The following is a 12,105-nucleotide window of genomic DNA, read 5'->3' as shown; positions in this document are numbered from 1 at the left end:
AGTTATATATAAAAATTCAAATTATAGGAGGAAAAGAATATGATAAATAAAGATATGACAATAGGTGAAGTTATAAGAATGAAAGAAGGAGCTCCTGAAATTTTAATGAGTTTTGGTATGGGTTGCGTAGGTTGCCCATCAGCTCAAGCAGAAACTCTTGCAGAAGCTGCTATAGTTCATGGATTAGACATAGAGAAATTATTAGCTGCATTAAATTAATATCTTTCACATAGATTTTACTTATGTATATATAATAGAACCTTAGTATACAAGTATTATAAGAAGCAAAATAAGTTTGAAAAGAGGAAATAAAAATGAGTTTAGATAAAAATATATTAGTACCTATAAGTATGAATGATATAGATATTAGGACTAAAGTTATAGCATCAAATGAAAAGTTTAAGACTATATTCTTCAACTTTGTAGCAGGGAGTGGTAAGCCTTATCATACTCATAATGGTTATGCATCAATTCAAATATATGAAGGTGATATAACTATGGAATTTAAAACAGGAGAAAAGTTTAGATTAAAAAAAGGTGATTTCCTTCCTTTCGATGCAAGAATAGACCATAGTATAATTGCTGAAGTAGATAGTAAGGTACTAGTAACTATTTCTGAAGTTCTAGATTAAAAAATAAAAGTATAATATTAATAGATGAATTTAGTAAGTGAATTAATATTAAAGAGTTATTTAAAAGTAGATATTATATAAAATGCATATAAAAAAGAAGTATTAAAGGGAAATTTCCTTAATACTTCTTTTTTTATTAATGGCAAGAAAAACCACCATTAAAAAATTGGTTATTAGAATCATTAGAAGGATAATAAAATTCACTATCTATATCATTTTGTATAGTAGAATCATTTATAGAATTTAAATCATCTACTACCTTTATTGTTCCTCTAAGCATGCCCATCCAACAGCTGTAGTTTATGTCTCCAGCGTCTGGAGTAAATTCTATTACATTTTCTCCAGAGGATAGAATCTTTTCAATATTCATAGATGGAATAACAATTTTATTATTACAGAAGTTAATACTTTCACCATCAATTATAAACTCTGTAGGAATTCCCTTTTGAATATAAACTACATTTGGAGTATATCCTTGATTATTAGCTGCAATCTTTATAACTTGCTTTCCGTTAGAAATTGTTGCTTTACTAGCTGAAGATTTATCGGATATAGTTGTATTATTATTTCCACCTAAAGATAAGGAATTAGGCATTAAATTAACTCCTATTAAAGACAAGCCACGATTAGCCATAATAATACCTAAAATTATGATAATACCACCACTGTATTTAATTAATCTTTTGGAATTTTTCTGACTAAGTACATTAGCAATAGCTCCAAAGCCTAACATTAAAGGAATTGTACCTAGGGCAAAGAAAAACATTGAAGTTGCACCAGCTATGACACTTCCAGAAGCTAGAGCATAAAGCTGCATTGTCTGTAGGGGACCACAAGGCATAAACCCATTTAAAAATCCTACTATAAGAGGGTTTCTAAATTTTTTCTGGGAGTTACAGTTACTCCAAGGAAGCTTTATAGAAAATTTTCTAAGGGCTTTAAAACCATATAAGTTTAAACCCATAATTACCATAAATACACCTGCAACTATTGCTATGAAGCCTTGAACTCCAAAGGAAAGAGAAAAAGCTTTACCAATACCACCTACGATACCACCTAAAACCGTATAAGAAATTAAACGGCCTAAATTATACATAAGTCCAGGTTTAAATTTGTTTTTTTCAGGTACAATAGAAGATGTAATACTTTGGGACATCATTATTCCACCACACATACCCACACAGTGTAGAGATGTGAAAACACCAATAGTAAATAGAGCAATGTAACTAACTTTACTACTTAAAGCAGAAGACATATCAAATACGCCAGTACCTTTGCCAAGGCGTATCATAAGTAAGGCTATAAGGACTATTCCCATAATGGGTAAAAGTTCTGAGTTACTCTTTTTTTTATCACTAGTAACTTTGTAGCCGGATTTTTCAATAGTAGCAACTATGGTAGAATAGGATACTTTCTCAGCATCATATTCAACATGGACGGTTCCCTTAGTATAGTTTGCTTTTACAATTGTAACTCCTGAAATCTTTTTTAAATGTCTTATTATAGTATTCTCGCAAGACGTACATACCATATTATCAATATTTAGGGTTATAGATTTATTAGACAAAATTATCACCTCATACTTAATTTTAAGATAGTAGCTAAAGTATATATTTAAGTTGTGTAGATTTTATGGAGGAATTCTACATAGAATCTTCATAATGATTTATTATAATTAGAAAGTATATTATAATAAGTTTTAAATTAATGGAGGAGTATAGATGCAAGTGGATATACTTATTGTAGAAGATGAAGTTAAAATTTTAGAAGTTTTGGAAGCATATCTAAAGAAAGCTGGTTATGGTGTTATAACAGCAATAAATGGAAGTGAAGCTATATATAAATATAAACAATACAATCCTAGATTAATAATACTAGATCTAATGTTACCAGATATATCAGGAGAAAAAATTTGTGAAATCATAAGAAAGGAATCAGAGGTTCCTATAATAATGTTAACAGCCAAGGTAGAGGAAGAAAGTATCTTGAAGTGTTTTTCTCTAGGGACTGATGATTATATAACAAAGCCATTTAGCCCTAAGCAGGTAGTGGCTAGAGTAAATGCAGTGTTAAAAAGAGCATTGAATTATAAACAGGATAATGTTTTATCATTTAATAAGGGAGACCTAGTTATAAATTTAGATACTTATGAGGTAAGACAAGGTAATAATTTAGTAGAATTAACTCCTTCGGAGTTCAAGATACTTTTAGCTTTATGTGAAAGTCCAAAGAAAGTATTCTCTAGAGGAGAACTTCTTGATCGAGCTCTAGGGGATGATAGTGATGTTTATGATAGAATAATAGATTCTCATATTAAGAATTTAAGAAGTAAGATAGAGGAAAATAGTAAAAATCCTAAATATATATTAACAGTTCACGGCATTGGATATAAGTTTGGTGGTGAATAATTTGATGAAATTGAAACATAGGCTTACTTTGACTTTTTTATTATTTTCTATGACAATTATTCTTTTAATTAGTTTTTCATCTCATATATTTATGAAAAAAAACTTTAATAGATATCTAGAGGATATTATAGAAGGAAGAAAAAAATCACTGATTAAAGATATAAGTAATACTTATAAAAATGGACAATGGGATAATAAAAATATAGAAGACATAGGGATTGAAGCTATAAATAATGGATTTATTATAAGCATAAAAGATATTTCAGATAATGTAATATGGAGTGCTAAAACTCATAATAGTAGTATGTGTGAGGCAATGATGAGTAGAATGGGTTACAATATGAGCATTGTAAATCCAGGATATAAAGGTGATTATACTGAGGAAGTATATAATTTGAAAATAGATGAAAAATATGCGGGGATTCTTGAAATAGGCTATTATGGTCCCCTTTATTATAATGATTCTGATGTGATTTTTTTTAAAACCTTAGATAATATATTAATTTTTGTGGGGATTTTTTCTTTAGGTATCTCCATATTTATAGGAATTTTAATTTCTACTTCAATAAGTAAACCTATAGGAAGCGTAGTTAAAGCCACAAATTGCATAGCTACAGGCAAATATAAAAATAAAATAAAAGAGGAAAGCAATATAAAAGAAATTAATGAAATGATTAGTTCAGTAAATACTTTGGCTTTTAGTTTAGATGAAGAAGAAAAGATAAGAAAAATCATGACTAAGGATATCTCTCATGAACTTAGGACTCCATTAACTACCATGCAAGGACAACTGGAGGCATTAATAGATGGAATTTGGGAGCCTACAGAAGAAAGGCTGCAAAGTATTCATGAGGAAGTACGGAGATTAAGTAGGTTAGTTGGTTCCTTAGAGCATCTTTCTAGATATGAAAGTGAAGATTTGATTTTAAATAAAAATGAAGTTGATATAAAGGAATTAGTAGAAATGATTCTAATTAATTTTGAAAAGGAACTTCATGATAAAAATATCAGTGTGAACAATAAATTAGAAACTTTTATTATAAATGTAGATAGAGATAAAATTACTCAAGGGTTAATAAACATCATTTCAAATGGAATAAAATATACTGAGCAAGGGGGAATAATTGAAATTACCTGTAATGAAGGAAAAAATATAGCAATAATACACATAAGGGATAGTGGCATAGGAATTTCTAAAGAGCACTTACCTTATATTTTTCAGCGATTTTACAGGGCTGATGAATCAAGAACTAGAGCTACAGGAGGAGCTGGTATAGGTCTTACCATATCAAAGGCAATAATAGAAGCTCATGGAGGAAATATAAAAGTTAAAAGTGAAGTTAATGAAGGAACGGAATTTATAATAGAAATACCTAAGGTATAATAAATTTTAAAAATGACTATATTAAATATTAACATTTAGTTAATTTTGATACAGTCATTTTTAATAATATTTGTTGTGAGAATTTAATTCTTGATACCATAGGAATTGGATACGGGACAATAAAATATAGGTAACTTCGGTGGACAATAAGTAAATAGGTAAAATATGAATGTAGCTCCAACTAACATAATAATGGCTATCTTATTCATTATTGGTGGAAATTCAGGTAGTAACATTAAGTTATAACTTACTAATAGTCCTATTAGAATACTAACTTCAAAGATAATTAAATCTTTAAGCAGTGAGTGATGGCCATTCTTTTTAAGCATTTCATAATAAAGAACTAACATTGAAATTGTTGTAATATAAGCGCTTAGAGTCTTTGCAAAGAGAAAATTATTTACATATTTACCCACGAAAAAATATTCTATAATAGCAAAGATTAGAGGAGACCAAAAGGTAAGCTTACAGTGTTCCCATATACTTTCATTAACGGCAAAGATACCAGAAGTAAAAGATAATTTGTTTGTTGCTTCATAGCCAAAATGTATTAATGCACCTATTAGGAAAATCATGATTGCACCAATGCATTCCCACATTAATAGTGTGGATTTCATAAAATATCGCTCCTTAATTATTGATTTTTAAAATAAATTTGAACATATTAATGTATATGAAATATTAATGAATAATATATTAAATAATTTATAATAATAAATTGTAAGTAAAAATTTTTATTAGTGCTTATATGGATGAAAAGTGGTAAAATATAAGCATATGTTATAAATGGAAAGGGTAGGTGGATTAAAATGACATATGATAAAATTAAATTACCTTATGAATACAATGGATTAGAGCCACACATTGATGCTTTAACAGTAGAAACTCACTACGGCAAACATTTACAAACATACGTAAATAATCTTAACAAATTACTTGAAGGACATGAAGCTCTTACTGAAGGTAAAACTTTAGAACAATTGTTAGAGAATTTAGATAGTATTCCAAATGAAATTCGTCAAGGAGTTATTAATCAAGGTGGAGGCGTGGCAAACCACAATTTTTACTTTAGTATTTTAACACCAGGAGGAAAAGGTGAACCAAAGGGAGAATTACTTGAAAAAATCAATAAAGCTTTTGGAAGTGTTGCAAATATGAAAGAAGCTGTTTCTAAAGCTGCTATTGGACAATTTGGTTCAGGCTATGGATGGTTAGTTTTAAATAGTGATGGTGAGCTAGAAGTTATGGCTACTTTAAATCAAGAATCTCCTTTAAGTAAAGGTAAAAAACCACTTGTAACAATCGACGTTTGGGAACATGCTTATTATTTAAAATATAAGAATGTAAGACCAGATTATGTTAATAGTATTTGGAACTTATTTAACTGGGATAAGATTCAAGAAGTATATGAAAGCTATAAATAATTTAGTTTAACATTGGATAACCAAGGCTTAAAGCCTTGGTTATTTTAATATAAAGAACTTGTACACTAATTAGAATATAGGAGTTAAATATATTTATAAAATTTTTAATATGTATCTATTGTGTATAACACGATACTATGATAACATAAGTATGTAAGGGTACTATGTAAAACGTAGTACCAAATTTAAAAGGGACTACTATGTTTTACATAGTGAAGTTGCTAAAGGTTTAGAAGGATTGTGTAATACACAGTAACTTCTATATTTTTTAAGACACTATTGTGTTTTACATAGTATAAGGATAGTTAAAATATATATAAAGAAAAGTATGTTGTTAAAACTTAATAAAGGAGGTTTAGATATGAGTACACAACTCAGAAAGGGTGTAATTGAAATCTGTGTTCTCACACTTATAAATGACAGAGATATGTATGGGTATGAAATTGTAGAAAATATTTCAAGAGTTATGTCAGTAAAGGAAAGCACTATATATCCATTATTGCGAAGACTTACTACAGAAGGAAATTTTGAAACCTATATGGTGAAGTCAGAAGGTGGCCCAGATAGAAAATACTATAGGATTACAGACTATGGAAAAGGTAATTTAAGTACTTTAGTTAAAGAATGGGATGAGTTTGTAAGGGATGTAAATTTAATATTAGGATGTTATAGGAAGGAGAATAAGAATAATGACTAAAAATGATTTTTTAGATATACTTAGGGATTACTTAAAGGGAGCTTTTAGTGAACTTGAGATAAATGATATATTAAGAGACTATGAAGAATTTTTCTTAAATGGAGAATTACAGGGAAAGAGTGATGAGGAGATTATAAAAACATTAGGTTCTCCTAAGAGCATTGCAAAAGAATTAACTGAGGAGATGAAGGGACAAGGCAAATCTACAAGTAGTAGCAATAGTGAACTTAAAGATAAAGTTTCTAAGGACGCTAAAAATCTTTGGAAAAATGTAAAGAGACAAGGAAAAAAGGCAGGTAATAAGACTAAGGAATTTTTAGATTCCAATTCAGTAATTAACGGAAAGATATCTTCTGCTGGAGTAAAATTAATAATAGTTGTTATAAGTATTTTATTATTTTTCCCAGCTTTAACAATAGTTATGTCTATGATAGCCAGTGGTTTAGGACTTGTTGGAATGTCAATTGCAAACTTTATAGGTTATCTAGGAGCTGCCTTCCTGTGTGGAATTGATATATCTATGGGAGTGTTTGGATTCTTTGCTTGTATAGCATGGACTGGATTTATTATTTTGTGTTGGATCTTATACTGTTTAGTATATAAAGGATTAAAATACTTAGTAGTGAGCTATATATCTTGGGTTAAAACTAGAAATATGTATGTAAGAGTTAAAAATCAACAAGAAAACACTGAAGGTAATGAGAAGAATACTGAAAGTGCTACTGAGAAAAATGAAGAGATAGAAGAAATTTCTGTAGAAGATAAGGCTTACGAAGAAAAGCCTATTTTTACAGAAGATATAGATGTAGATTATAAAGCAGAAAATATAGATGATAAGGAGGAAAAATTTAATGAATAGATGGAAAAAATCTCTTATTGTGGCTGGAGTGTTTCTTGCAGTAGGAATTACAGGGTCCATTATAAGTGGAGCATATATGATGCCTAAAATTGCAAATGAAGTTTATAGAGTTCAAAGAGAAATAATAAATGCAACTCCTTCGGAAAGAGAAGTATTCGTAACAGATAAACAAGTTGATGTTGTTGATATTTCATCCTTAGAAAATAAAGGGTATAATGTAGAAATTAAATCTTCATCAGATAAAAATACAAGGGTTAAGGTACTAGAATATATAGAAAATGATATGAAGGTACAAACTTCCTATGATGCTAATACAAAGGGTCTTAAAGTTGTAGGAGACAGAACTATGTATAATTTTTTTGAAGCAAAAAATATAAGGGGATTTTTTGAAAAATCTTATGATGCAATTATTTACACACTTATGGAAGAAAAAAATAATAATGCTCAAATTGTTATAGAAGTTCCAGTGGGAGTAGACATTAATTTTAATAGTAATTATTATACAAACCTAACAATAAAGGATAGTAAAGTTTTGAAAGATACATTGATTTTTACAAGTCCTAGAGGGGGATATGTAAATTTACCACATAATAATACTCTTAAAAATATTAATATTAAAACTAGCAATTATTTAGAAATAGACTTAAGTGAATTTATAAATGCTGAAAATGTTAAAATAGATTGTAATAATGCTAGGGTATATTCAGGAGGTACTTATAAGGATTATGGAGAAGGAAAAGTGCTACCTAATAATGTTACCATCAATGCTAATTATATAAATATAGAATCCTACATGCCAATAGGAAAAAATGTTATATTAGTTGGAAGGGATGTAGAGTATACCACTGATTTTGACAATTATGCTATGAAGGTTAATTTAAAAGATAATCTTGGAGGTAGAGTATACTTTGATGGAGCTGATTTAGGTAATGAAGAAAACTTTAATTCAGTAACTTCTAATAGTAGTTATGAAGGGTATATAGGGAGAGGAAAAAAGAAGGATTTTCAATTAAGTGTATCTGGATATGATATATGTGAATTTGAACATTCATCTACTACTGATTTAGAAATGGAGTTATATAATTAACTTTTAGAATTGGAAGAGTGTAGTTAAATTTGTTTAATGACAATTTGCTACACTCTTTCTTATATGACTAAAATGTAAGAAAACTATTAATTATGTAAGGTAAGGTTTATGGTGAAAAAATAGTTAAATATATATAATGATATTTGTAAAGAGAAGTGTAGTGATTAATACAACCTTAATCTAAATACTATTGAGGCTAAGAGTTAAATTATTGTAACTACAAAATTTTAATATAGATTGAAGGAGAATTATGTATGGAGATTTTAAGAGTTGAAAACTTAAAGAAGTATTATGGAGAAGGAAATAGTCAGGTTCGTGCTTTAGATGATATTAGCTTTAGCATTGATAAAGGACAATTTGTAGCTATAGTAGGAGCTTCAGGTTCTGGAAAGTCTACATTACTTCATTTAATTGGAGGATTAGATATACCTACTAGTGGAAAAGTATTTATAAATGATATAGACATATACAAGCAAAATGAAACTGGTCTTAGTATCTTTAGAAGAAGAAATATAGGATTTATATTTCAATTCTTTAATTTAATGCCTATTCTCGATGTAGAAGAAAATATATCTTTACCTGCCCTTCTTGATAGTGAGAAGGTAGATAAAAAATATTTAGATGAAATTATATCTATGATCGGTCTTGAAGATAGAAGAAAACATATTCCATCAGAGCTTTCAGGAGGGCAGCAACAAAGAGTATCAATAGCAAGAGCACTTATAAATAAGCCATCTATAATTCTTGCAGATGAGCCAACGGGTAATTTAGATAGTAAGAATTCTAAGGAAGTTATAGAGCTTTTAAAGGTTACCGCTAGAAAGTATAATCAAACTCTAATACTTATAACTCACGATAGGAATGTGGCTGAACAAGCAGATAGAGTTATAACTTTAAGTGATGGAAAAATTGAAAGTGATAAAACTATGGCATAGGGGGAAGAAACATTGATTAATAGTTATAAAGCTTTAAGTGGAAAATACTTAAAGGATAATAAAAAAAGGACAATATTAACTATAATAGGAATAATATTGTCAGTAGCACTTATAACATCAATATGTACTTTTATATTAACAGTGCAGAATTCTATGATTGAAAATTCAAAGAAAAGTATGGGGGCATTTCATCTTGCTATAACTAATGTATCTGAAGATGAAATAAATAAGATTCAAACTAATATAAATGTTAATAGTTTAGGGGTTATGATTAGTAAAAATGCTGTTCCATTTATAAAGGATAAAAACATTGAACTTAACTATTTAAATGAAGCTGCATTTAAACTTATGAATATAAATTTAGAAGAAGGCCAATTACCTAGGAGTAATAATGAAGTTGTTATTGAAAGGTGGATTCTTAGATATTTTGATGAAGAAGTTAAAGTAGGCGATATAATTAAAATACAAGATGAAGATGGAGATGAAAAAGATTATACCTTATCTGGAATAGCTAAAGATGATTGGCAAAATCAAAGTGAAGGAATATCAAAGGCTTATTTAATAAAGAATGATAGTAATGTGAAAGAAGATTCCACAGTATTAGTTGAAATTAAGGATGAAGCTGATAAACAAGAAGTGATTAAGGAAGTATCTAATCTTGTTAGTAGTAAAAGTAAAGTAGTACAAAATAAAGATTTACTAAGACTTATAGGGGAGTCTAGTAATGCGGATATGAATAAATCTCTATTTATGATAGTTTTCATTGTTATAGGAATTGTTGTTTTGGCTACAGTAGTGGTTATTTATAATGCTTTCCATATTAGCATAGCAGAAAGAATGAAGCAGTTTGGATTGTTAAGAGCTATTGGAACTACTAAAAAACAAATTATGAATTTAGTAATTAGAGAAGCATCTATTATGATATTTATAGGTATTCCTATTGGAGTATTCTTTGGAATAGTGGCTGTATATTGTATTGCATTTACCTTTAATAAGATGTCAGGATTGGGTGAATTTTCAAACCTTAAAGTAGTAACATCACCATTTGTACTATTATTAAGTAGTGGTATAGGAGCAGCAACTATATATGTTTCAGCTTATCTACCAGCTAGAAGTGCAGGTAAGATTTCACCATTAATAGCTATAAGTAGTCAATCTTTAATTAAGAAAGAAAAGAGAAATAGGAGTGGTAAATTTTTAGGGAAATTCTTTAAAATAGATACAGCCATGGCTCTAAAAAATGTTAAGAGAAATAAAAGAAGATTTTATATCACTGTATTATCTATGGCTATAAGTGTAACTCTATTTGTAACGTTTATGAGCTTTGCTAAGTTCTCAGATAATTTTTCTGAGAAGGTTACTGAAGATAATGACATTGCATTTACCATTCATGATAATGGTAATACTGAAAAACTAGATGCTATAAATAATAAATTAATTGAAGAAGTAAGAAATATTTCAGGGGTAAGTGAAATCTATAAACATTATAATTTCATATTAACTCAAGGATTTGTTGAGAATTCTGCTATACCTAAGGAAGTAAGACAGTGGGCAGCAGAAAATAGGGATGAAGATTTATTCAAGAGTAAAGTTGATGGAAAAGACAAATCGAAAATTAGTGTTGTATTTCAAGCCTATGAAGAAAATAAGTTAAATGTGGCTAAGAAATATATTAAGGAAGGTAGCATTGATAATCTTAAAGATGGAGAAGTAATTATAGTTAGAGAAACAACATTCTTTGGAGATAAGAGAAGTCTTATTGCACCCATGGCTAAACTTAAAGTAGGAGATGAGATACTAATTAGTGATGTGGAATATTCAGATGGACAAGAGAACTTTAATAGTAAGGAGCTTAAGAAGGTTAAGGTAGCAGCAATTATGGATGTTCAGCCTTTTAGTGATTTAGATTATCAAGGAGTATTAAATGTTATAGGAAGTAAGAATACTGTTAAGAATATAATAGAAGGCAATCAGCAGCAGATGAAAAATTTTAGAGTTACAGATATGGGAATAAAAATTAATGATGAGAGCTATTTAGATAAAATAGATAAGTCGCTAAAAAAGATAGAAAATACTAATGCAGGAATTGGCTATTATAATAAAATAGAATCTGCTAAAAGTGAAAAGGCGTATAAATTGCAAATGAGTATATTGCTTATGGGATTTATAATAGTAATAACCTTAATAAGTGCAGTAAACATTGTAAATACGGTAACTACAAATATTCTTCTTAGAAATAAGGAAATAGCAGCTTTAAAAGCTATAGGGATGACAAGGAAACAAGTGAGAAAAATGATAACTTTTGAAGGTGTATTATTTGGACTATATGGAGGAATTATTGGTTCAGTAGCAGGTACTATACTAGCATATATACTATATAATCCTATGTCAAATATTAGGGATTTCAAATTTACATTACCATGGAATAGTATTGCTATTTCTATTGTAGCTGTAATTATTATGGGATATGTTTCGGCATTAATACCTCTTAGAAGATTAAGTAAACAAAATATTATTGATAGTATAAGAGGTGAGTAAATAATATAGACATATTATTAAATAAAACAGTTATTCCAAAATAAGAATAAGAAATAGATAAAACAAAAATCCAAGGAAATATTCTTTGGATTTTTGTTTTAATATAATTATAACCTAAGCTTTTTAAAATCCCTATAATGT

At 28.6% G+C, this 12,105-nt stretch carries 12 protein-coding genes; 10 read left to right on the top strand and 2 right to left on the bottom strand.

Features of this window, described 5'->3' with window-relative positions; all coding sequences use genetic code 11:
- Positions 1-39 precede the first annotated feature (39 nt).
- Both B2S02_RS14885 and B2S02_RS14880 read left to right on the top strand, forming a co-directional pair.
- Positions 40-219, top strand: coding sequence for a DUF1858 domain-containing protein (locus B2S02_RS14885; RefSeq protein ID WP_035131910.1), 180 nt, complete (start codon positions 40-42; stop codon positions 217-219).
- A 95-nt stretch (positions 220-314) separates the two neighbouring features.
- Positions 315-632 carry a cupin domain-containing protein gene (locus B2S02_RS14880; RefSeq protein WP_051823985.1) on the top strand — a complete coding sequence of 106 codons (318 nt, stop codon included), beginning with the start codon at positions 315-317 and terminating at the stop codon, positions 630-632.
- A gap of 136 nt (positions 633-768) precedes the next feature.
- Here B2S02_RS14880 and B2S02_RS14875 read toward each other — a convergent pair whose 3' ends face one another.
- On the bottom strand, positions 769-2,199 hold the full coding sequence (locus B2S02_RS14875; RefSeq protein WP_346920973.1) for a sulfite exporter TauE/SafE family protein: 1,431 nt from the start codon (positions 2,197-2,199) through the stop codon (positions 769-771).
- Between the two features lie 154 nt (positions 2,200-2,353).
- Here B2S02_RS14875 and B2S02_RS14870 point away from each other — a divergent pair, with 154 nt between their 5' ends.
- Positions 2,354-3,040, top strand: coding sequence for a response regulator (locus tag B2S02_RS14870; RefSeq protein ID WP_035131911.1), 687 nt, complete (start codon positions 2,354-2,356; stop codon positions 3,038-3,040).
- 4 nt (positions 3,041-3,044) lie between these two features.
- Positions 3,045-4,424: a sensor histidine kinase gene (locus B2S02_RS14865; RefSeq protein ID WP_346921111.1), complete on the top strand. Its 1,380-nt coding sequence runs from the start codon at positions 3,045-3,047 to the stop codon at positions 4,422-4,424.
- An 83-nt stretch (positions 4,425-4,507) separates the two neighbouring features.
- Here B2S02_RS14865 and B2S02_RS14860 read toward each other — a convergent pair whose 3' ends face one another.
- The gene (locus tag B2S02_RS14860) at positions 4,508-5,041 is read right to left on the bottom strand and encodes a DUF6512 family protein (RefSeq protein ID WP_346877871.1); all 534 of its coding nucleotides are present in this window, start codon (positions 5,039-5,041) and stop codon (positions 4,508-4,510) included.
- Between the two features lie 192 nt (positions 5,042-5,233).
- Between B2S02_RS14860 and B2S02_RS14855 the strand changes: the two genes are divergently transcribed.
- The 6 genes from B2S02_RS14855 (at position 5,234) to B2S02_RS14830 (ending at position 11,964) form a co-directional block, all read left to right on the top strand.
- Positions 5,234-5,848, top strand: a complete 615-nt coding sequence (locus B2S02_RS14855; protein ID WP_035132638.1) for a superoxide dismutase — start codon at positions 5,234-5,236, stop codon at positions 5,846-5,848.
- A 361-nt stretch (positions 5,849-6,209) separates the two neighbouring features.
- Positions 6,210-6,545, top strand: coding sequence for a PadR family transcriptional regulator (locus B2S02_RS14850; protein WP_035132636.1), 336 nt, complete (start codon positions 6,210-6,212; stop codon positions 6,543-6,545).
- Complete coding sequence (locus B2S02_RS14845; protein ID WP_346848900.1) at positions 6,538-7,404, top strand: DUF1700 domain-containing protein; 867 nt, start codon at positions 6,538-6,540, stop codon at positions 7,402-7,404. The genes B2S02_RS14850 and B2S02_RS14845 overlap by 8 nt, the downstream gene beginning before the upstream one ends.
- The gene (locus tag B2S02_RS14840) at positions 7,397-8,491 is read left to right on the top strand and encodes a hypothetical protein (protein WP_346920972.1); all 1,095 of its coding nucleotides are present in this window, start codon (positions 7,397-7,399) and stop codon (positions 8,489-8,491) included. The genes B2S02_RS14845 and B2S02_RS14840 overlap by 8 nt, the downstream gene beginning before the upstream one ends.
- Before the next feature lie 254 nt (positions 8,492-8,745).
- Complete coding sequence (locus B2S02_RS14835) at positions 8,746-9,426, top strand: ABC transporter ATP-binding protein (protein WP_346877870.1); 681 nt, start codon at positions 8,746-8,748, stop codon at positions 9,424-9,426.
- A 12-nt stretch (positions 9,427-9,438) separates the two neighbouring features.
- Entirely contained in the window at positions 9,439-11,964 is a 2,526-nt protein-coding gene (locus tag B2S02_RS14830; protein WP_346848903.1) for an ABC transporter permease, read from the top strand.
- Positions 11,965-12,105 lie beyond the last annotated feature (141 nt).

Source organism: Clostridium sp. UBA7339 (assembly GCF_002470865.1).
Lineage (GTDB): Bacteria > Bacillota > Clostridia > Clostridiales > Clostridiaceae > Clostridium_J > Clostridium_J sulfidigenes.
The sequence above is the reverse complement of the archived record's forward strand: the minus strand, read 5'-3'. Positions and strand labels throughout refer to the sequence as shown.

What these genes read in the sequence shown, in the direction of transcription:
- B2S02_RS14850 (WP_035132636.1), top strand. Translation starts at nt 6,210, where the DNA reads ATGAGTACACAACTCAGAAAGGGTGTAATTGAAATCTGTGTTCTCACA.
- B2S02_RS14870 (WP_035131911.1), top strand. Translation starts at nt 2,354, where the DNA reads ATGCAAGTGGATATACTTATTGTAGAAGATGAAGTTAAAATTTTAGAA.
- B2S02_RS14880 (WP_051823985.1), top strand. Translation starts at nt 315, where the DNA reads ATGAGTTTAGATAAAAATATATTAGTACCTATAAGTATGAATGATATA.
- B2S02_RS14855 (WP_035132638.1), top strand. Translation starts at nt 5,234, where the DNA reads ATGACATATGATAAAATTAAATTACCTTATGAATACAATGGATTAGAG.
- B2S02_RS14840 (WP_346920972.1), top strand. Translation starts at nt 7,397, where the DNA reads ATGAATAGATGGAAAAAATCTCTTATTGTGGCTGGAGTGTTTCTTGCA.
- B2S02_RS14860 (WP_346877871.1), bottom strand. Translation starts at nt 5,041, where the DNA reads ATGAAATCCACACTATTAATGTGGGAATGCATTGGTGCAATCATGATT.
- B2S02_RS14885 (WP_035131910.1), top strand. Translation starts at nt 40, where the DNA reads ATGATAAATAAAGATATGACAATAGGTGAAGTTATAAGAATGAAAGAA.
- B2S02_RS14865 (WP_346921111.1), top strand. Translation starts at nt 3,045, where the DNA reads ATGAAATTGAAACATAGGCTTACTTTGACTTTTTTATTATTTTCTATG.
- B2S02_RS14845 (WP_346848900.1), top strand. Translation starts at nt 6,538, where the DNA reads ATGACTAAAAATGATTTTTTAGATATACTTAGGGATTACTTAAAGGGA.
- B2S02_RS14835 (WP_346877870.1), top strand. Translation starts at nt 8,746, where the DNA reads ATGGAGATTTTAAGAGTTGAAAACTTAAAGAAGTATTATGGAGAAGGA.